Origin of the sequence: Pedobacter suwonensis, from assembly GCF_044762335.1 — a bacterium.
Lineage (GTDB): Bacteria > Bacteroidota > Bacteroidia > Sphingobacteriales > Sphingobacteriaceae > Pedobacter.
Window position 1 is genome coordinate 631,261 of sequence record NZ_JBIWEB010000001.1, and the last position, 21,561, is coordinate 652,821.

The window sequence follows — 21,561 nt, forward strand, 5'->3', positions numbered from 1 at the left end:
AAAATTGGTATATTGAATCATGGCAATCCATAATCTTAAATATCTAAAAGATAAAAGAAAGGAGTTGAGGAATAACCTTACGCCTGCTGAGGCTAATATGTGGAGGTATCTCCAAAATTCAAAACTAGATGGCAAAAAATTCAGGCGACAGCATAGTGTTGGAAATTATATTTTAGATTTTTATTGCCCATCTGAAAAATTAGCTATTGAAGTTGATGGAAACAGTCATGATGATTATTCAGCAGAAGTGTACGATAAAGAGCGAACTAATTTTTTAAACAGTAAAGGAATTACGATAATCAGATTTAATAATCTTGAAGTTTTTGAATCTGAAGAACTGGTGTGTGAGGCAATGAGAAGCCATTTTGAAAACAAATAACCACCCCCAGCCCCTCCTTGATAAGGAGGGGAGCTAATCCATCTGTAAATTATTTGTATCAAAAGATTAGATCAAAAATTAAACCTTTTTATCCTCTTTAGTAAATAAGGAGCGCTATCTTATATATAAAATATTTAGCCAAAGGGTTTAACCCATACCCATTAATATTATGAACTTATTTGCCTCAGCGGCTCCAACTCCCCTCCTGTTTTAAGAGGGATAGGGGGGTGGTAAACTGTAGAATTAACATTACAACGCTAACTTATAATTTTTGCTGTTACCGATAAGAGTTTAGAAAAAATTATTTAAATTCGTTTATATGAAAAGATTAACGATTTTAGCCGCGTTAATCATCCCTATATTTCTTTGTACCTCCTGGGGCTTCTTTGCACACCAAAGGATAAACAACCTTGCTGTCTTTACTTTACCGGCAGAAATGATCGGTTTCTATAAAAAGAATATTAAATACATTACCGAACATGCCGTTGATGCCGACAAACGCAGATATGCGGATACCCTGGAAGCACCACGGCACTACCTCGATGTGGAGAACTATGAACAAACCATTGATAGCATTCCGGAAAAGTGGGATGATGCCCTGGCTAAATACGGCCTCAAAAAGCTAAATACTGATGGTATCATTCCATGGCAGATACAGCGAAGCTATTATGGTTTAGTGAAGGCTTTCAAAACGCGTGACTCGATAAAAATTTTAAAATATTCTGCAGATCTGGGGCATTACATTGCCGATGCACATGTTCCCTTACACACTACCGCCAACCATAACGGGCAACTCACCAATCAGGTAGGCATCCATGCCTTTTGGGAAAGCCGTTTGCCCGAATTATTTTCAACTCAATACAATTTTGTGGTAGGCCGGGCTCATTATATCGAAAACCCATTGCAGGAAATCTGGAAAGTACTTAAACACACCCATAGTTTGGTTGATACGGTACTTAGCTTTGAAGCAACTTTAAATGCATCATTTCCCGCTAGCGAAAAGTTTAGTTTTTCAGAACGAAACCATACCGTACTTAAACAATATTCCAGAGCATATGCAAAAGCCTATCACGATAAGATGAACAATATGGTCGAAAAACAAATGCGTGCTGCCATATTAACCACAGGTTCGTTTTGGTACTCAGCCTGGGTAGATGCCGGACAACCAGTACTTAAAAACCTGATCAAAACCGAACTATTGCCTGATGAGCAAAGCGCAGAAAAAAAGATTGAAAAGCAATATCAAAAAGGAATACTGATCGGAAGAGAACTTTAGTTAAGCGTTCGGCTCCTCCCCTTCAATCATTTTTTCCACCTTTTTAGGCTGTAAGCGACTTCTGATAGCAGCCCAAATGGCAGGAACAAATGTAACTACGGCAATAAAGATGATAACCAATTCGAAGTTATTTTTAATTGCCGGAATCTGTCCCAACAGATAACCACCAATTAACAGGGCAAAAATCCAGGCAACCCCACCAATAATGTTGTAATAGGTAAAGCGGCCGAAAGGCATTTTAGCTATACCGGCAACAAAAGGAGCAATTGTCCTGAAAATCGGTAAAAACCGGCTCAGCATAATGGCTTTACCGCCATGTTTTTCGAAAAATTCGTGAGATTGATGGTAATATTTGAGTTTTAAAATTTTGTTTTTTTCTTTAAATACTCCCGCCCCCAACACGCTTCCTAATTTATAATTAACGGTATTTCCTAAAATCGCAGCTACAATTAATATCAGGAGCATAATCCAGATATTTAAACCTGTTTCATGTTCGCCCGCAATTAAAGCACCCATGGCAAAAAGCAAAGAATCGCCAGGAAGGAATGGAGTTACCACAAAACCGGTTTCGGCAAAAATGATCAGGAATAAAATAAGATAAGTCCAGGTACGATATTCGTTAACAATCTGGGCCAAATGAACATCAATGTGGAGAATAAAATCTAAAAGCTGCTGTAGTAATTCCAATTTATTTGATTTTGGGCAAAAGTAAGCATAGTAAAAGAATAATATGCTTTAAATTTTAATAAATAATTAGTTTGCCGGAATGATGCGATTTTTAAGTTCTCCCTTTTTATCACCATCAAATAAGATGAGATAAACTCTTCCCTTACTGAGCGTAGGAGAATCCAATCGCGTAACCACAGGTGGTGGATTTGTAGCGGTAGGATTAGCCAATTTAAACGCATACCTTGTGTTCTTATTCACTGGTACTTTAAAAGTTTTACTCTCGCCGTATCCCAATAATGATTCAGTTGGCTTTGTTATATTGGTACTATCAGTAATTACTACTTTAGAACCTAGTGTATAACCCAAGTTTAAAAAAGTTAGCTTCGCTGAATCCAGATCAGGCTTTACATCATCCTGATAAACTTTTAACTTTGCAGGCTTATCAATTGCTTCTTTCAGATAAAAAACCGAATAATTTTGACCGATTTTAAATTTTTGTTCTGTCAGAGATGCCGCATCTACGCCAGTTCCAACATTTTTGCTTGTGATATTAATGATAGAATCGCCAGGTATAACTACATAACTTGTATTGCTATTATAAGCTACAGAAGCGCCGATCTGCCTGCCGTTTAAATAAAAATTTTGAGTGGTATCGGTAGAAGCTGCCTGAAAAAAGCGGATTTTAGCATCACCTTTAATGAAATTATTGTTTTTGATGCAGGAGCTAACTAAAAAGGCGCATACAACAAGAAAGAATATTCTGGAAAACAATACTGTATTTTTCATATAAATTACCAATGCTACTAAAATGTAAAGATAGCAGAAAGCGCAAAAACTGCGAAATTAATTATCGGTAATGATATGTGCCGTCAAAGTTGCAGCGGCGGCACCACTAAACCAAATGGTATAAATTTTCCCTGCCTCCAGGCTTTTGGCATCAATGGTTTTGATACTGCCTGAACCAACCACCGAATACCTCAGATTTACTTCAGGATCAACCGTAAAATAATTCGATGCTTCTTTAAAAGCCAGGCCATTAACAAATTGTGTGCCGCCCTGCACCGTCACATTTATCCCTGTGGCAAAAGCAGGGGTAAGATTTATTAATTTAATCTTTGCCTTGGTTGATTCTGTATTGCTCAGGTTATCTTCATAATTGACAATTTCCAGTTCACCTTTTTTATTGGTAACCAAAAAAGCAGTATAGGTAATAGATGGTGTAAAGTTTAGCGAAGTATCTGTAGTCGTACTATTCGTTCCGGTGTAAGAAACACTTCTATTACCTGAAGGAATTTTCACATAATCACTGGTTTCACCAAAAGCCAGAGCCGAGGTGGTGAGTTTTTCATTATCTATATAGAAATCCTGATGAACATCGGCTGTCGAGGCATTAACCATTTTTAACTTGGCTTGCCCCTTTGCCACTTCAGCCGGATTATCCTTTTTGCATGATGATAAACTTATGCTGCAGGCAGCAATGAGCAAAATCAATACTATAGAGCGTTGGTTATAGATTTTCATTGGTTTTGGTTCGTTGATATAAAACAAAAATGGCTCGATCAAAAACCAAGCCATTTTCTTATCAAAACTATAAACTAGTTATTTTAGTAACTGTTATTCAGCATCACCGGCATTACCAACATTAGAACGTCTTCATTTTCGTCATTGGTTTGCGGAATTAAAAGCCCTGCCCTGTTCGGAGTAGAAAGTTCTAAAGTAACCTCATCACCACTTAAATTGCTCAACATTTCAATTAAAAAACGGGCATTAAAGCCAATCTCAAGGTCTTCACCATCATATTGGCAACTTAAGCGTTCATGTGCCTCATTCGCAAAATCCAAATCCTCGGAAGAAATATTTAATTCGCTTCCGCTGATTTTTAACCTTACCTGATGCGTCGTTTTGTTGGCAAAAATGACAACCCTACGAAGCGTATTTAAAAACAAGCCCCTGTCAATAACCAGTTTATTAGGATTATTGGTTGGGATAACTGCCTCATAATCTGGATAGCGTTCGTCTATTAAACGACACACTAAGTTTATATTTTCGAACTTGAAGAAAGCACTTGTAGCATTATAATCTACTGATACATTTATATCAGTTGAAGGCAATGCAGCTTTCAAAAGTGTTAAAGCTTTTTTGGGAAGAATAAATGAGGTGGCTTTATCAGCTTTGCTATCCATACGGCGGTATCTTACCAGTTTATGTGCATCGGTGGCCACAAAAGTGATGTGCTGAGGAGACAGCTGACAAAATACTCCTGTCATTGCCGGGCGCAGCTCATCGTTACTTACCGCAAAAATAGTTTTGGTAATGGCTTCGGTTAAAACCGATGCTGGTAAATTTACAGAAGATGCATTTTCAACTACGGGAATCTTCGGAAAGTCATCGCCGTTTTCACCACTTAATTTATATTTACCATCACCCGCACTGATCTCAATGGCAAAGGTACTATCATCAATATTAAATGCAATCGGTTGATCTGGTAACGTTTTTAACGTATCTAGTAAAATTTTAGACGGAACGGCCACTTTACCTTCTTCCTTTGATTCTACAGCCAAAGCGGTTGTCATACTGGTTTGCAGATCGGTAGCAGAGATCGTTAAGTTTCCATCTTTAATTTCGAAGAGAAAATTTTCTAATATAGGCAAAACCGTACTGCTGCTTGATGCACCATTTACGGTTTGTAAGTGTTTTAACAGCGTTGATGTGGATACAATAAATCTCATGATATTATTTAGTATTCTTCAAAAATATAAAAATTATTTAGCGTACTTGTATTTGCGGTAATAATGTTGAAAAATCGCAAAGAATATTAACAATAGCAAGGGCACCACAACATTTATAAACTGCCATTTCGTTTTTTCAAGCTTAATTTTGGCTTTATCCAATAATCTGATTTTTACTTCTTTATTCCGCAGCGCAATTAAGTTATCATTATCCGTAAAATAATCAACGATGTTAAGTAACAAGGCCTTATTACCAAAAGTGCGCTGCGAATATCGGTCAAAACCCAGGGGGAAGGGTGTTCCGTTCTGTTCAGATACCTGATTTTTAAAGATATCGCCGTCGCCTATCACAATCATTTTAGCGGGTTTTCCTACACTGGCTGAGGTATAGGGCTGCTTAATCGTAGCCGGTAAGGGGCGCCCGGCAAAAACCGACGGAAAATTACCTTCCAACATCAAACCAACATGCTGTGGTTTACTTTGAAAAGAACGTGGATCCAACTGATCGCTTAACATTTGCAGGCTGAACAGCTTCGGCACATTAAATACTTTGTTATAAGGAGAAGTACTTAAAATGTACGATTTCTTTACTCCTTTAACTCCGATCGTATCTACCGTGCTCGGAAATTCGGATTTTACTCCATCCAGCTTCTTCACCACACTTTCAGCCGTATCGGGCAATAAAATCGGGAAATAAATCCATGGAACCAGCTGCATCTGGTTTTGTCCCCCTACAACTCCCGTTGAGACCGGAATTTCTGCACTGTTCGCAGGATCAGCTATGATATTATAATTAACCCTTGAGCCATACATAAATAGCATATCGTCCAGGTTAAGGTTGTTATTAATGGCCATTTGCCCGCTTTTACCACGCAAACTATCCAGTTCGGCATTTACCTGATCGATACTCCACAACACCCGTCCACCATTCATTACAAAATAGTTGATTTTGTATTTCTGCGCTTCAGTAAAAGGTTTGCCGGGCTTGGCTATGATGAGCATTTTCAATTTATCAAGTCCTGCTTTGTCGATACTATTTAAATCAATACGGCCCACCAAATAACTGTTTGACAGGGTGTGGATCGCATCTGCCAGCTGCAGATCAGAAAGCTCACCATTTGACTCAGAGAACCCAATCCTGGGGTTATCACCCGATATCACCTTTTTTAAACCTGAAGTAAATATATATTCCAGATTTTCAATCGCACGGTTGATATTGTCTTCATAATTTCCCCGGGTATCTAAATTCTGGAAAAGTTTAATCGGGAATTCCTTGCCTCCGCTTTCCATCATGGCCATTGGAAATACAAGCTTCTGCGTTAAGCCACTTTCTGTTTTAACACTTAAATTGGTGGCTTCTATGCCTCTTTCATACAAATTATTGATCACCGTATCCTGATCGGCCTGGTTAAGGCCGGCTAAGGGGTCGACAAAAACCACCTTTACGTCTTTTTTGGCATAGGCTTGATAGTCAGATAAGATATCAGAAACTGCAGCCTGGAGGCGCTTAAACGCAGGTGGCAGTTCCCCGGCTAAAAAAATGGTAATCATCACCGGCTTTTCGTTACCCTCCAGCAAGGCTTTTGTTTTTTCGCTTAGTGTGAAACGTTTATCGGCCGTAAAATCAAAACGATAAAAAGCGTATTGCCCTACAATATTTAAAATGATCAATGCCGCTATAACGATGATGGAGTTACCCCATTTATGCTTTAGTCTCATTACCTTTTCCCTCCTATCATCAATTTGGTGATTAATAAAAACAGAACGGAAAAAGTTATAAAGTAAATCAGATCCCTGGTATCTAAAACACCACGGCTTATCGCAGTATAATGTTGATTGATCCCTAAATTCCTAATGATATTCCCAATACTTTGAAATGCAGCCAGCTGACTGCTGTAATCAAAGCCTAAAAAAGCGAATGCACATAAGGCCGCGCTGATTACAAAGGCAATAACCTGATTTTTAGTTAATGCAGAGGAGAAAATCCCCATTGATGTAAAGGCAGCGCCTAATAAAAACAAGCCAATGTATGAGCCAATAACTGATCCTGAATCGATATTTCCTTCGGGAAAACCCAGCTTTGAAATACTGTAATAATAAATTAAGGTTGGGATCAGGGCAAATAACACCAAAACCAGGCTCGCTAAATATTTTGCCACAACGATTTGCCAAATGTGGATGGGGCGGGTAATCAAAAGTTCAAAAGTGCCCTCTTTCCTTTCTTCAGCAAAAGCGCGCATCGTAATGGCCGGAATGAGAAACATAAAAAGATAAGGCACTAAACTAAAAAAGCCATCAAGTTCGGCATAACCATAATCGAGTATCGAAGTATCAGGAAAAAACCAAAGTAACAGACCAGAAACCAACAGAAAAATTCCAATAGTGATGTAAGCCACCATCGAACTTAAGAAACTGAATAACTCGCGTTTAAAAACTGCGTACATAGTTAAATTTAAATACCGAAGTTAAGAAATATTTTTTCGTTAGGCTATCCGGGACAACATCGCTCAACTTTACTTAGATGCTAAATAAATAGGCAAACTTAATGCCTACAAACCCTTTGGTATTGGTTTTACTAAGGCCAAAAATATCGCTTTTACCCGTCCAGCCTTCGTATCTGATGCCAAGATCGAGTTTATTACCTCCTGATAATTTAAACTGGTTACCAATGCCAGGCGACCAAATGAACAGTTTTTTTTGTTCGTCATTTAAAGGCAGTGAGGCACCAAGTTGACCTTCAGCATAAAAGCTTTCGCTCAACTGATATTTTAATCCGGCTTTTGCAGTAATATAAGTTAAATCCTGTACACTAAACAATTGATTTTTTTTGCCAAAGAAATTCATAAAACCTGCATTTAATGTTACTGCGAGATCTTCTGCAACCGGCAGATCAGCTTTTACCGAAACGCCCAGGCCAATACCGGACAGGTTAGAGAAATTGCCTGATGGTAAACCAATTTCTGCCGCAACACCAATGCTGGCGTTATTTTGAGCCTTTAAAAGTGATGGGCTTAAGAATAAAAAGCCAATAAGTATTGTTTTGATGTTGATGCTACGCATAGAATTTAAGCGGTAAGTTTTCTGAAAATATCTTCTAATGATTGTTGTTGGTGCATTTTTTTAAGTCCCTCTAACGAATCGTTTGCTACCATTTTACCTTTGTTCATAATAATAATATCATCACAAATGGCTTCAACTTCTTGCATAATGTGGGTAGAAATCACAACTGTTTTAGCTGTACCTAGCGTTTTGATAAGCTGCCTGATATCCACAAGTTGATTAGGATCTAATCCGGAAGTGGGTTCATCTAAAATTAGAACCGACGGGTTATGGATGATCGCCTGGGCCAGGCCTACCCTTTGACGATACCCTTTCGATAACATACCTATCTTTTTATGCTGCTCTGGCGTTAAACCCACCATTTTAACAACTTCATCAATCCGGGCAGGTAAATTGACAATTTTATAGGTTTGCCCAACGAAACTTAAAAATTCCTTTACATACATATCGGGATAAAGAGGCGTATTTTCAGGAAGGTAGCCAATATGCTTCTTGGCTTCAATCGCATCAGAAAAAATGCTTTTACCAGCAATTTCAGCCTCGCCTGATGTAGGTGCCAGATAACCGGTGAGCATACGCATCGTGGTCGATTTACCAGCGCCATTTGGTCCTAAAAAGCCAAGAATACGTCCCGGTCTGGCCTCAAAACTAATGGCATCTACTGCTTTTTGCTTATCGTAATGTTTAGAAAGATTTTTAACTGAAATACTCATTATGCATGTTTAAAACCAAATTTTCTGCAAGTTATTGAAGTTAAATTAAGAAATATCGTCATTGCGAGGAGGAACTCTTATAATGACGAACAAACTAATTAATATGCGCTGAACTTAACTTTTTATTATACCTGAACTTATCCAGCTCTTCTCCTGCCTGAGGTAAATTATCGCCAGATAATATATCTGCACCATTATTAACCAAATGATAATAAATATTTTTTACCGGACTGGCTATGGCACTTTTATCAATATTACCCATGGTACCTAAAATAGTGGTAATGCCTTTATTGTGTAAGTATTGATATAATTCTTTATCTGGTGCGGAAACACCCACAAAGGCTACAATGCGGTTACTCGGGATCCCCATGCCATTTAACCGTTTCAATTCTGCTTTTTTCTGAACAGATGCCGAAATCATTAATTCTGGCGCCAACTGATGCACCTCCTTTGCCTGATCTGCTGTGTAGGTGATGATAATGGAGTTACTTTCTGCTTTATAGTGTCTAACTTTTTCAATCACTTTTGCATAAGAAACGCCTTTTTTCAAATCAATAGTCAATAGCACCTTTCCTTTGCTCCAGCTGAGTACGCTATCTAAAGTGGGAATTTTAAATTTTGTTTCTTTTCCTTCATTATCTTTGAGGTTAAAGGCTTTCAGCTCTTCATTAGTATAACTGCCAATCGGACCTTTCCCTGTAGAAGTGCGGTCGAGCAGATCATCGTGCATAATCACCATTACGGAATCTTTACTGTAAGCAATATCAAATTCAATTACGACCGGATTATAAGTGGTGGCATTATCGAATGTTTCGATGCAGTTTTCGGGATAACCTGGCATTGGCCCTCCGCGGTGCGCGCTAATTAGCGGAAAACGGTTCTCTGGTGTCCACTTCAAGAATTGATATAACTCCGTAATGGCATTGAATTTAATGTAGTGATGCTTTTTCTCCTTTGGCGCGCATGAGGTAAACAGTATAACGATAACCAGTAATAACAAATGATGGAATTTCATGATTCAAAAGTAGGAAAAAATGAAAGATAGAAGCGGTAAAATAGCATGTTAAATATCTACTGGATTAAATGAATAGCTATTAAAGGGTTAATGGGTTAATTGTTGAAATCGGTTAATTGGATTACCCTTTAACCCATTGATAAAATTAGTATTGCATTTAATGATAAGTATCCTTTTGTAATTGATAGTTAAAAAATTATGGCCACAAATTGGCCATCTAAACCTAATGCAGCGGACACAATCCCGATTTTTCATCAACAGAAATAGAGCAGAAAACAGGGCATCTGAAACCGATTAGCACTGACCCTGCTTTCCAAAATACCTAAACCATATAGGTGATTTAAGAAAATATGAGCTGATTGGCCAAGCATCTGATTCTTTAAAAAGATGAGGAAAGAATTCTGATGGTTATTAAACCAACATCACGATAGCATTGCCTTTGCGTTGATCAAAAACCTTCAACCTTATACCTTTAAACCCTCCGCCTTTTTATTATCTTTGCTGCATTATGGCTCAAAAGAATAACGACGAACAATTTAAAAATGTAATATCACATGCTAAAGAATACGGTTTCGTATTTCAGAGCAGCGAAATATATGATGGCTTAAGTGCTGTTTATGATTACGGCCAATTGGGTGCCGAGTTAAAAAACAACATAAAAACCTATTGGTGGAAAGCCATGGTGCAAATGCACGAGAACATTGTAGGGATTGACTCTGCAATTTTTATGCACCCAAAAGTTTGGAAGGCCAGCGGACACGTGGATGGTTTTAACGATCCGATGATTGATAATAAAGATTCGAAAAAACGTTACCGCGCAGATCAGTTACTGGAAAACAAAATTGATGAACTATATTCGGAATTAGCCAGTTTCAGTGCGGAAAACAAATCCAAATTTGAATCGTTTCAACAGGAGATATTGGGTTTAAGTGACGAAGGACAAGCTGCCTGGATCCCTGGTTTTAAAGATGAGGAAACGATTTTAGACAATACTAAATATCCATTTGTTGATGAGGCCAGCTGGAGATTTGTTAGAAAGGGTTTGGCGCTTGAAGTAGAAATGAACCTTGCACTTAAATCTGAAAACCTGGCACAGCTTAAAGATTTAATCGTAAACTATAAAGTAATCTGCCCGATTTCTAAAACTTCAAACTGGACCGACGTCCGTCAGTTTAACCTGATGTTCAGCACACAATTTGGTGCTATGGCCGAAGGCAGTGACGAGGTTTATCTTCGCCCGGAAACCGCCCAGGGTATTTTTGTAAACTTTTTGAATGTTCAGAAGTCAGGCAGGATGAAAATTCCTTTCGGTATTGCGCAGATTGGTAAAGCTTTCAGAAATGAGGTAATTGCCCGCCAGTTTATTATGCGTATGCGTGAGTTTGAACAAATGGAAATGCAGTTTTTTGTTCGTCCGGGTGAAGACAAAAAATGGTTCGAATACTGGAAAGAAGCACGTTTAAAATGGCATAAGGCTTTAGGCGTAAACCCAGAAAAATACCGTTACCATGACCACGTTAAACTGGCGCACTATGCCAATGCCGCTACCGATATTGAATTCGAATTCCCATTCGGGTTTAAAGAAGTTGAGGGTATCCACAGTCGTACAGATTTCGATTTGAAGCAGCACCAGGAATACTCCGGCAAAAAAATGCAGTATTTCGATAACGATTTAAACGAAGAAGGTAAACCTTACGGCAATTATATCCCATATGTAATCGAAACGTCTATCGGTTTAGACCGTATGTTCTTGTTAACAATGATCAATGCGTTTGAAGAGCAGGATTTAAGCACTGAAGATAAGCAAGACAGCCGTACTTTATTGCGTTTACACCCTGCTTTGGCACCATACAAAGTAGCTATTTTCCCATTGACCAAAAAAGATGGTTTACCGGAAAAAGCTCGTGAAATTATGGATGAACTTAAATTCGATTTCAACTGTATTTACGAAGAGAAAGATGCCATTGGTAAACGTTATCGCCGTCAGGATGCAGTAGGAACGCCATTCTGTATCACAGTTGACCACCAAAGTTTAGAAGACAATACGGTAACGATTCGCCACCGCGATAGCATGGAGCAGGAGCGTGTAGCCATTGCCGATTTAACTGGTATTATTGGTAAAGCAACCAGCTGGAAGGCATTATTGGCTTAAAAGTATAAATTCGTCATATAAAGCGGAGTTCAACAAAGTCGAGAACCAAGTAACTACGCTGGGAAGCTAAATCTGCATTGGAATAGATCTCTCCAGTCCGCGATGCCTCGGTCGAGATGACGTCATTTTATTCAGTCGCAGGTTTTACCCCTGCGACTTTTTTATTCAAAGTAAACAGGTTGAGCTGGTTTATAACGATTGGTACGAGCGGGAAAAACATGTGAAAAAGCTCCATAACTTTTTATTTGACTTTGACTAAATTTCGTTCTGTTTATGCCGCATAGTGAATAAAGTCATTTAAGGAATGGTATATTTGTTAAGCGATCAACAGCATAGATATGAAAATTCCACAGAAGTTTTTTGCCCGTCGACATGAAATTGCGGCACATTATTTAAAAGAATTAGACAAACACCTTGACGACATTGTATCTGGCCGTGCTACAGAAATGTTTGAGGTAAGAGATTTTGCCGAGCTTATTCATGTTCACCCTACACATTTAAGTAATACCATAAAAGCCGCTACCGGACACTCGCCCTGTTATTTTTTCGAAGAGCGCTTAATGGAAATTTCCAAATCGATGTTACATAAGGTAAGCGTGCCTATTGCCGAAATTGCCAGAATATTAACTTACGATCCGTCCAACTTTACCAAGTTTTTCAAACACTTTGCAGGCCAAACGCCAAAACAGTATCGCGAGGCTTATTTAGAGTCTTTAGCTACCAGTAAGGAAATTGCCAACACATAAAACTTAAACACTCACCATTTTTACTTAAGCTGTCACCATTTTTACAGCCGTTTTCCATCTAATTTTGTTTAACAAATAAAAAGAAAATGGAAACACAAAATAAAATTGCCCTGGTAACCGGTGGTAGCCGCGGACTGGGAAAAAACGCAGCAATAAAAATCGCCTCAAAAGGAATCGGTGTAATTTTAACCTATCAATCTAAAAAAGAGGAAGCAGATGCTACCGTAAACGAAATTAAAGCACTGGGTGTACCGGCAGCAGCAATTCAGTTAAATGTTGGCGATACCAAAACTTTTGACACTTTTTTCAGCGAAGTTAAAAGTGTATTAAAATCTGTCTTCAATGCCGAAAAATTCGATTTTCTGATCAATAATGCAGGGATTGGCATCCACGCTTCATTTGCTGATACTACGGAGGAACAATTTGATGCCCTGGTAAATATCCATTACAAAGGCGCTTTCTTTTTAACCCAGAAAGCCTTGCCCTTATTAAATGATGGCAGTGGAATCATTAATATTTCATCGGGACTGGCTCGTTTCGCAACCCCGGGTTATGCCGCTTATGCTGCAATGAAGGGTGCGATAGAAACCTTAACCCGATACCAGGCGAAAGAGTTAGGTTCAAGAGGAATCAGATCGAACGTTGTGGCTCCTGGTGCAATTGAAACTGATTTTGGTGGTGGAATGGTACGGGATAATGATCAGATTAATGCCGCAATCGCCGCCAACACTGCTTTAGGCCGTGTGGGCTTGCCAGATGATATTGGGGGTGTGGTCGCATTTCTATGTACCGAAGAAGCAAGATGGATTAACGCCCAGCGTATTGAAGCATCAGGCGGTATGTTTTTATAGATTTTTCACTATTCTTAACCACCAAAGCAGGAAGACCACAAAGAAATTAACTTTTGTGAACTGGTGTTTTGGTGGTTATTTTTTCGATATAGCTTGTCAACGCCAAACATTACCTCAAATCCATCATCAGAAAATAATCTGCGTCAAATGGCGTTATTCATGAAAACCATCTGATGCGTAAAATACTTTTACCTATTCTTTTATCCTTATTCTTTGTTACCAGCGTAAATGCTCAAAAGTGGACAGATGCCGAGTTCCGCAGGGCCAATACCGCAGTAAATGCTAATTATTTAACCAACGAGGAAAAAAATGTGGTGATGTATATGAACCTGATCCGCATTGATGGCGAAAAGTTTTATTATACTTTTTTAGAAGATTACATTAACAACTATAACGCTAAGGTAAAGCAATATAGAAATTACAACCAACTACGTATTGCCCGCAACAATAGTTATTATACTTCTTTATTAAAGCATTTGAAGGGCATAAAAAATCTACCGGTATTTTACCCCAACGGTAAATTGACTGATTTGAGCCGTAGTCATGCGCAGGATCTCAACCGAAACAACCTCAGCACACATGAAAGCAGCAATGGAGATCAGTTTTCGAAGCGTATATCCAAATATTTCCCAAACAAAGCCATGAGCGAAAATATAGACTTTGGTTTCTCAAACAGTTTGGACATAGTATGTCATTTATTGTTAGATTGTGGCGTACCTTCCCTTGGTCACCGGTTCACCCTGATCGATCAGAAATACAAACTAAATAGTGTTGGTGTAAGTATCCAGCCCCATCCGTCTTACACATGGTGTGCAGTGATTGATTTTGTGGCCCTACCCTCTGCTGACGTTGAGGAGGAGTAATACATCAATGATCTTTTACCCGGGCAATAAAAATTTAATTGTAAATTGCGCCTAAAAATAATAACGAATAATTTAAGTAATGCGCAAAGCAATTTTAGCCATAATTGATTTTTTTTACCCCCCTTTTAAAAAGTTCATTTCCCTCCATAATTTCAGGTATATGGCCACTGGCGGCGGCACCTTGCTACTGGGTATCCTGAGTTATTATTTTGCCTATTTTGTTATTTTTAAAACAGAGGAAGTAAATTTTGGCACATTTGTGCTTCAAAGAGAAACTGCCTCATTATTAATAGACTACGTTGTTGCCATTCCAACCAGCTTTTTGCTCAACAAATACGTTATATTTACACATAGCGAATTAAAAGGAAGGGTGCAGCTTTTCAGGTTTTTGAATCTTCAGTTTATCAATATACTGGCCACTTATGTTTTTCTGAAATTTTTATTGGAACTTTTAAGAGATTATCCAACTCTGTCCATTTTATCAAGAATACTCGTTTCAGTATCAATGGCTCTTTTCAGTTACCTGTATCAACATTATTTCACTTTCAGTGTGAAGAAAATCGGAGATAAAACAGGCAAGCAGGATTAATTAACCGCAGCAATTAATGGCCACGGAAACGCAGAAAGCACGGAATTAATGTTGCCGAAAAATAAAGCTCAGGGGATAAGCACAGTCCTTCGTAACTAAACGGGATGCGAGCGACATCCTCCGATTTTTTCATTGGGGATATTGTGAACAGCCCGGCCTGAGCCTACCGATAAATTATTATAGCACCTTTTCAAATGATAAATCTATTTACTCTTTTTGAAAAGCAGTTGAACAAGCATTTGGGTTTCTTCAGTCCCGCTTTCGCTTCAAGTCCTCACTCGTGCCTCGCTCCGGGCTTTATGCACCAGTCGGGTTTAGGTTGGCACGATAGTACGGCTATTTTCGTTTTATAGCTAATCGCAGAGGAAACCGGGTTCATCTGCACAAGCACCTGTAAATAAACGGGATGGAAGCGGCATCCTCCGATTTAAGCACTATTTTTTGTTTTTTTATGGAGTACTTGCTTGTATCACAGGTATCATCGGAGATACAGCGAACAGCCCGAACTGAGCTTCCCGATAAAACGCTACAGCACCTTTCCAAATCATCAATCCCTCATTTTAGTCACCAGAAAACCTTTATTACCTTAACCTGTTAATTTATGCAGCTGCTTTCTTGTTAAGATAAAAACAACATCCTAACTTAGCTGCCGACCAACTTATTTCATAAACAAAGCATGAGCCATTTTAATGATTTTAATAATGCGCAGGTAGCTAAATTGCCAAATCACTTAAAGCAGTTTATTGTTGCACAAAATTACGAGAAATACACGCCTGTAGACCAGGCCGTATGGCGGTACGTAATGCGCCAAAATTATAGTTATCTTAAAAATGTAGCTTATTACCCTTATATAAAAGGCTTACAACGAGCCGGTTTGAGCATCGAATACATTCCTGATCTGCAAACGATGAATGATAATCTGGGTAAGATTGGCTGGGGTGCCGTAACGGTTGATGGATTTATTCCACCCGCAGCTTTTATGGAATACCAGGCCTATCGTGTATTGGTCATTGCCGCCGATATCCGCCAGATTAACCACATCGAATACACCCCGGCACCAGATATTATACACGAAAGTGCCGGCCATGCACCCATTATCGCCGATACCGATTACAATAATTATTTAAGTTATTTTGGTTCAATTGGTGCGAAAGCCATGTTTTCTGCAAAAGATTTTGAGCTTTACGAGGCCATCAGAAAATTATCCATTCTGAAAGAAGCGGTAGATGCGGATGAATTGCAGATTGCCCGGGCAGAAAAGGAACTGCGCTATATCAGCGAAAATATGGGCGAGCCCTCTGAAATGGCATTACTAGGCCGCTTACACTGGTGGACAGTGGAATATGGCTTGATTGGCACTTTAGAAAACCCGAAAATTTATGGTGCCGGCTTACTTTCATCTATTGGAGAAAGTGCAACCTGCATGAAAAATGATGTAAAAAAACTTTGGTACAATATTGATACGGTTAACTACGCTTACGATATTACCAAGCCGCAACCGCAGCTTTTTGTAACGGAAACATTTCAAAACCTGATTGATGTTTTGGAAACCTTTGCCAATACCATGGCCTTTAGAAAAGGTGGCGCTGAAAGTATAATGAAAGCCATTGCCTGTAAAAATGTAGCGACTGCTGTTTACAGTTCCGGCTTACAGGTTAGTGGTATTTTTACCGATATGGGCATTAACCCTAATGATGAAGTAACCTTTGTTAAAACTACAGGACCATCTGCACTGGCCTTTGGTAATAAACAACTTACCGGACATGGAAAAGATTACCACGCAGATGGCTTTTCATCACCTGTTGGCCGTTTGAGGGGATCAGAAAAACCGTTTGAGGATTACAGTCTACCGGAACTACAATCACTGAACATCAGCAAAGGTGAGAAAACCGTATTAACATTTGAAAGCGGCATCAGCGTAAGGGGCACGGTTAAAGATATGATTATAGAAAACAATAAGCTCCTTTTAATTGCCTTTAACGATTGTACGGTTACCGAAAATAACGGAAATATATTATTTAAACCAGAATGGGGTACTTACGACATGGCTGTTGGGGAAAAAATCGTATCTGTTTTTAATGGCGCTGCTGATAAGGATGCTTATGAGGAGATTACCTTAATCAGTAAAGAAAAAACGCATCATATTACTTATGATGATAAAACGCTAAAACTGCATGGTTTATACCGGACAGTCAGGGCGATTAGGGAAAGTGGTGAAAACCTGGATCAGCTTGGCGAAATCTTCTTAACACTAAAAACAAGCCACAGGCAAGACTGGCTTTGCGCCCTGGAAATTCTGGAGATTATTTACCATAAAGCGATTTATCCTCAGCTGGAAAAGGAAATCCAGGTCTACCTTGAAATTAAGGCCGGTAAAGAACCAGATCATACCAAATTAATCAATGATGGTTTACATGTGATTAAAAATCCGGTAAGTCAGCTGCTTGTGGAAGATTGAATGTTGGCAATTCTTTAATGATAAGCTTGAAGTAAAAATCACAGTTGTAATGTGATTAACACCATTTAAAAAGTATTTTTTAATTACTAATTGGCGATACAATCGCCAGTTTCAATAAACCTCGTTACAAACGAGGACTATGACAAAGAACCCTTTAACTTTACAAAAATTTTTAACATTTCTTAATGAACATTATAATTACAGGTGCCAGCAGCGGAATTGGTTTCGAAACCGCTTTAGAGTTTAGCTTACAGAAAGAAAACAAGATTGTTGCTATTGCCCGTTCGGCAGATAAGCTGCGTAAACTGCTGGAGATTGCCCGTGGCATTAATCCCGACTGCACACTTTTACCGGTAGAGTTTGACATTGTAAACGATGACTATGCCGCACTGATTCCTTTTTTGAAAGAGCGTTTAGGCACGGTAGATATCCTGATCAACAATGCAGGAGCTCTAATCAACAAACCGTTTTTAGAAACTACTGAAATTGATCTGGGCGAGATGTTACAGAGCAATGTGATTTCCCATTTCAGAATGATACAAAACATTTTACCGTTAATGCAAAGCGGAAGCCACATTGTGAACATTGGCAGTATGGGTGGTTTTCAAGGGAGTGTTAAATTCCCCGGACTTTCAGCATATTCAGCTAGTAAGGCAGCCTTACACACCCTAACAGAATGTCTGGCTTTTGAATTGGCAGAAACCGGAATCAAAGTGAATTGCCTTGCCCTGGGATCTGCACAGACAGAAATGCTGGAAGCAGCTTTTCCTGGATACCAAAGCCCTGTGATGGCTTTTGAAATGGGAAAATATGTTGCTGATTTTGCCAAAACCGGGCATAAATTTTTTAACGGAAAAATTTTACCTGTAGCGGTTACCACACCGTAATCTTATATTTTTTAGTAATTTGCAAGATCGAAAAACTAAAAAACCTATGGAAACAAATTCTCCTTTTAAAACAGCAGATAGCGGCAAGAACGCGGCAATAGTAAGCTACTTTTGGTTTATCGGCTGGTTAATTGCCTATTTTGCCATGTATAAAGACAACCAGACTGAACTAAGCAGGTACCATTTAAAACAAACACTGTTGTTCCATCTGGTGTCAACCGTATTAAGCTGGGCATTAAGTTTACTGTTAATTCCATTAATTTTTTCAACAGGCTTTGGAGGCAGTTATTATATTCTGCGTATCGTTCAGATCGGACTTTTCGTATTGTGGATAATCGGATTAATTGCCGCCATTCAGGGAGAAAAGAAACCAATTCCTTTAATTGGTGACAAAGCTCAAACCATGTTCCCAAATATTTAATCGAAGCTAAATATTTAATTTAAGTCCGGGTTAATGCACCCGGACTTTTTTTTTGTTTTAGCTGGTTTTCAACATTTTAATGCACTTTATATATTTTTCATATCTTTGGCTCCAACATATGAAGAAAATAATAGTCCCGATTTTGTTTTTCATTTTGTCTGCCACGGCAGGAAAAGCCCAAACAATCTTACCCGCACAGTATCAGGAACTGGTAAAGAAGTTAGTGGCCAATCTTCCAAAAAATACTACGGTTACAGAGAAAAGTTCTTCCACAAATTCGACTACGCTTATCGATTTTGCCAAAAGTATGCTGGGTATACCCTATCGTTATGCCACAAGCAACCCAAAAGTCGGTTTTGATTGTTCCGGCTTCGTGAGTTATGTATTTAGTAATTTCGGTTTCAAAGTTCCACGTTCTTCGAGAGAGTTTAGCTATGCCGGGAAGGAAACCAGTTTAGAAAATGCAAAAGTAGGCGATGTGTTGATTTTTACCGGCACTAATTCCAGAATAAGAAGGATCGGTCACGTAGGTATTGTTTATTCGATTGATGAGAACGGAATTAAATTTATCCATGCTTCCTCGGGTAAAGCACATCAGGTAACCATCACCGATCTTAACGGCCATTATAAAGATCGTTTCATGAAAATTGTAAGTATCCTTTAATTACTTTTTGTACTTCCACATTCTTGTCTTGCCCTCTGCAAGCCATGCTAAAGTGGTTTCCAATCTTTTTAATCTGGTAGCTTCGGTTTTGGCTTCTTCCAGCCATAATATATAATCTTTTTTATTGGAAGGACTGAAATTCTGGAATACTGCTAATGCTTTGGGTGCTTCATTTAAGGCCTCTACAAAATATTCCGGTACAATAATCTCTTTTTTCTCAGTAGATTTTGGCTTTGAGGGGAGCTTTATGTTGTCTTCATTTAACTGAATTGCCTGTTGAATGTAAGCGATCAGGATTTCATCTGAAGGCAGGTCGTCAAAAGATTTTATCTTGCCCAATAAGCCCATGGATTCAGACCGTTCTTTAAAAATACCATAATCATCGCTTATTAATGCACCTTTCCAGAAACCAAAAGCACAATGATGTTTGAAAGAAGCCATATGGCAAACCGTACCTTTATAATCGAAGAACGGCATCCCCCATTTAATTTTCTCTTCAATTCTTGCATCGGCTTTATGTACCAGATTTCTTAAATGATCCAAGATAGGAATGGCAAATTCTGCAGCGTTGATAATGTACTGATCTACTTGAACACTGGTATGCATAGGATAAGATTTTATAAATAAATTTACAACAGAACAATCCTTAAAGCAAGATCTACATCTCCTCCATTCAAAAATTTCCTGGCCAGTTCGTGCAGCTCTCTTTCTCGGTTGGTACTGTCGCCAATGGTTGCATCGAGTATTTCTTTTACTTCGGGGTTTGTGCTGATCAAATCAATTTCTTCATCAGTAGGTAATTGCTCCACGTTGCCGAGCATACCCAAATCGTTTCCGGTTAATACTTTCGAAAAACGGACTGATTGTGGTAAACTGTCAACACCAATACCCAGTTTAGCTAAAGGTTTAGCCACCTTAAATAAATTATCACTGGTTACCCGGCAATACCAATCGCCACCCAAACGGGCAACAAGATCCATTTTATGCTGATCTATTTTGCCATTTTCATCTAAAACCGCCTCATTAATATGAATCACTTTTATTTCAGCCAGTACGAGGTTTCCGGCACCGTGGTGATCACCTAAAGCAATCACTTCATTCACCACACACTCAAACTGCACTGGCGCTTCTGCAACTCTTGGTGGCCGAACAAAATCAGATTTTAACATCGTAAATCCCGCCTTCCCGAACTCATTTACGCCTTTGGCATATTCAGTACTTGCCAAACTCATCTGCTGCACCATATCGTAATTTACAATATTGATCACACATTCTTTAACCTGCAGAACATTTTCCAGACTATGTTTAGTGGTATTATCGCGCACTCTCCTCGATGGCGAAAAAATACAGATCGGAGGATTGGTGCTGAACATATTAAAAAAACTGAAAGGGCTTAAATTTATATTTCCTTCAGCATCAATAGTAGAGGCAAAGCAGATCGGCCGCGGAGCGATGGCGTATTGCAGGTAGTTTTGTAGTTCTACCGGGTTTAAATCGGAGGTATTTAAGGTCAGCATGGTTTAATTGGGTTAAACGTTGGAAGGTTGAAAAGTTGAAATGTTTTATGTAAGAAAATTAAATTCATTGATTGTTTAATTTTGGAAAGTTGAATGTCTCTGAATACGAAAATTGGCGCATTAATTACCTCGATTTTAACATTTTTCAACAGCAGAACAAAAGACTATGTCCCTTTTTTCAAAACTTTCTTTTTCTTTTCAAAATCTCTTAAATAATCGATAAATCTTTTTGTCTTGGAAGAAAATTCGACGCATTTAGCATAAAGAAATTTAAAATCGTCAATCGAAAGTTTTTTTGCCTCTTCCAGCACAATAATTTTATTTCTGAACTCACCTGAAGAACCTTTTGCATAAACCAAAAATCGAATAAAATCTGGATTATTATTGTATTCAAATCCTTCAGCAACATTATCAGACATAGACATCGCTGCTCGCCTAAATTGATCTTTTAACCCAAAATCAGATTTCATGGGCTCCAAATCTGAAATCCGGTAAGCCTCAACCCCTACCTCTTTAGCTAATTGCCAAATCTCTAAATCTTCAAATTTCTCAATTTTTGCCATTATCAAATT

23 protein-coding genes are annotated in these 21,561 nt (G+C 38.6%); 11 read left to right on the top strand and 12 right to left on the bottom strand.

Going from position 1 to position 21,561, the window contains the following annotated elements:
• Positions 1-19 precede the first annotated feature (19 nt).
• Both ACIQXP_RS02640 and ACIQXP_RS02645 read left to right on the top strand, forming a co-directional pair.
• Positions 20-379, top strand: coding sequence for an endonuclease domain-containing protein (locus ACIQXP_RS02640; RefSeq protein WP_387504123.1), 360 nt, complete (start codon positions 20-22; stop codon positions 377-379).
• A 319-nt stretch (positions 380-698) separates the two neighbouring features.
• Entirely contained in the window at positions 699-1,655 is a 957-nt protein-coding gene (locus ACIQXP_RS02645) for a zinc dependent phospholipase C family protein (protein ID WP_387504122.1), read from the top strand.
• Here the strand turns inward: ACIQXP_RS02645 and ACIQXP_RS02650 are convergent, their stop codons facing one another.
• From ACIQXP_RS02650 to ACIQXP_RS02690, 9 genes are all read right to left on the bottom strand, one after another.
• Complete coding sequence (locus ACIQXP_RS02650; RefSeq protein WP_090988086.1) at positions 1,656-2,342, bottom strand: DedA family protein; 687 nt, start codon at positions 2,340-2,342, stop codon at positions 1,656-1,658.
• Positions 2,343-2,408: 66 nt separating this feature from the next.
• Entirely contained in the window at positions 2,409-3,110 is a 702-nt protein-coding gene (locus tag ACIQXP_RS02655) for a DUF4397 domain-containing protein (protein ID WP_387504121.1), read from the bottom strand.
• Between the two features lie 57 nt (positions 3,111-3,167).
• Complete coding sequence (locus ACIQXP_RS02660; RefSeq protein ID WP_293741683.1) at positions 3,168-3,845, bottom strand: DUF4397 domain-containing protein; 678 nt, start codon at positions 3,843-3,845, stop codon at positions 3,168-3,170.
• Positions 3,846-3,928: 83 nt separating this feature from the next.
• Positions 3,929-5,053 (bottom strand): DNA polymerase III subunit beta, encoded by a 1,125-nt coding sequence (gene dnaN / locus ACIQXP_RS02665; RefSeq protein WP_090988080.1) that lies wholly within the window; start codon positions 5,051-5,053, stop codon positions 3,929-3,931.
• Between the two features lie 33 nt (positions 5,054-5,086).
• Positions 5,087-6,772 carry a gliding motility-associated ABC transporter substrate-binding protein GldG gene (gene gldG / locus ACIQXP_RS02670; protein WP_293741684.1) on the bottom strand — a complete coding sequence of 562 codons (1,686 nt, stop codon included), beginning with the start codon at positions 6,770-6,772 and terminating at the stop codon, positions 5,087-5,089.
• Entirely contained in the window at positions 6,772-7,497 is a 726-nt protein-coding gene (gene gldF, locus ACIQXP_RS02675) for a gliding motility-associated ABC transporter permease subunit GldF (protein ID WP_293741685.1), read from the bottom strand. The genes gldG and gldF overlap by 1 nt, the downstream gene beginning before the upstream one ends.
• Positions 7,498-7,570: 73 nt before the next feature.
• Positions 7,571-8,113 carry a hypothetical protein gene (locus ACIQXP_RS02680; RefSeq protein ID WP_293741686.1) on the bottom strand — a complete coding sequence of 181 codons (543 nt, stop codon included), beginning with the start codon at positions 8,111-8,113 and terminating at the stop codon, positions 7,571-7,573.
• Between the two features lie 5 nt (positions 8,114-8,118).
• Positions 8,119-8,826, bottom strand: coding sequence for an ATP-binding cassette domain-containing protein (locus tag ACIQXP_RS02685; RefSeq protein WP_134203941.1), 708 nt, complete (start codon positions 8,824-8,826; stop codon positions 8,119-8,121).
• A gap of 94 nt (positions 8,827-8,920) precedes the next feature.
• The gene (locus ACIQXP_RS02690) at positions 8,921-9,841 is read right to left on the bottom strand and encodes a glycerophosphodiester phosphodiesterase family protein (RefSeq protein ID WP_387504120.1); all 921 of its coding nucleotides are present in this window, start codon (positions 9,839-9,841) and stop codon (positions 8,921-8,923) included.
• A 508-nt stretch (positions 9,842-10,349) separates the two neighbouring features.
• Here ACIQXP_RS02690 and ACIQXP_RS02695 point away from each other — a divergent pair.
• The 9 genes from ACIQXP_RS02695 (at position 10,350) to ACIQXP_RS02735 (ending at position 19,472) form a co-directional block, all read left to right on the top strand.
• Positions 10,350-11,993: a glycine--tRNA ligase gene (locus tag ACIQXP_RS02695; RefSeq protein ID WP_293741688.1), complete on the top strand. Its 1,644-nt coding sequence runs from the start codon at positions 10,350-10,352 to the stop codon at positions 11,991-11,993.
• 338 nt (positions 11,994-12,331) lie between these two features.
• On the top strand, positions 12,332-12,739 hold the full coding sequence (locus ACIQXP_RS02700) for a helix-turn-helix domain-containing protein (RefSeq protein ID WP_387504119.1): 408 nt from the start codon (positions 12,332-12,334) through the stop codon (positions 12,737-12,739).
• 86 nt (positions 12,740-12,825) lie between these two features.
• The gene (locus tag ACIQXP_RS02705; protein ID WP_293741690.1) at positions 12,826-13,590 is read left to right on the top strand and encodes an SDR family oxidoreductase; all 765 of its coding nucleotides are present in this window, start codon (positions 12,826-12,828) and stop codon (positions 13,588-13,590) included.
• A 173-nt stretch (positions 13,591-13,763) separates the two neighbouring features.
• Positions 13,764-14,453: a CAP domain-containing protein gene (locus tag ACIQXP_RS02710; RefSeq protein WP_387504118.1), complete on the top strand. Its 690-nt coding sequence runs from the start codon at positions 13,764-13,766 to the stop codon at positions 14,451-14,453.
• A 79-nt stretch (positions 14,454-14,532) separates the two neighbouring features.
• Positions 14,533-15,042 carry a GtrA family protein gene (locus tag ACIQXP_RS02715; RefSeq protein WP_145856109.1) on the top strand — a complete coding sequence of 170 codons (510 nt, stop codon included), beginning with the start codon at positions 14,533-14,535 and terminating at the stop codon, positions 15,040-15,042.
• A gap of 676 nt (positions 15,043-15,718) precedes the next feature.
• Positions 15,719-17,500, top strand: a complete 1,782-nt coding sequence (locus ACIQXP_RS02720) for an aromatic amino acid hydroxylase (RefSeq protein ID WP_293741692.1) — start codon at positions 15,719-15,721, stop codon at positions 17,498-17,500.
• A gap of 185 nt (positions 17,501-17,685) precedes the next feature.
• A complete protein-coding gene (locus ACIQXP_RS02725; protein ID WP_145856113.1) occupies positions 17,686-18,387 on the top strand; it encodes an SDR family oxidoreductase in 702 nt (233 codons plus the stop codon).
• Positions 18,388-18,433: 46 nt separating this feature from the next.
• Positions 18,434-18,808, top strand: coding sequence for a DUF4870 domain-containing protein (locus tag ACIQXP_RS02730; protein WP_145856115.1), 375 nt, complete (start codon positions 18,434-18,436; stop codon positions 18,806-18,808).
• A 118-nt stretch (positions 18,809-18,926) separates the two neighbouring features.
• Complete coding sequence (locus tag ACIQXP_RS02735; RefSeq protein WP_387504117.1) at positions 18,927-19,472, top strand: C40 family peptidase; 546 nt, start codon at positions 18,927-18,929, stop codon at positions 19,470-19,472.
• On the opposite strand, the gene ACIQXP_RS02740 is transcribed toward ACIQXP_RS02735, so the two are convergent.
• From ACIQXP_RS02740 to ACIQXP_RS02750, 3 genes are all read right to left on the bottom strand, one after another.
• Positions 19,473-20,078 carry a YdeI/OmpD-associated family protein gene (locus ACIQXP_RS02740; RefSeq protein ID WP_387504116.1) on the bottom strand — a complete coding sequence of 202 codons (606 nt, stop codon included), beginning with the start codon at positions 20,076-20,078 and terminating at the stop codon, positions 19,473-19,475.
• A 23-nt stretch (positions 20,079-20,101) separates the two neighbouring features.
• Entirely contained in the window at positions 20,102-20,989 is an 888-nt protein-coding gene (locus ACIQXP_RS02745) for a flavin reductase family protein (protein WP_387504115.1), read from the bottom strand.
• A 164-nt stretch (positions 20,990-21,153) separates the two neighbouring features.
• A complete protein-coding gene (locus ACIQXP_RS02750; RefSeq protein ID WP_387504114.1) occupies positions 21,154-21,552 on the bottom strand; it encodes a four helix bundle protein in 399 nt (132 codons plus the stop codon).
• Between the last annotated feature and the right edge of the window lie 9 nt (positions 21,553-21,561).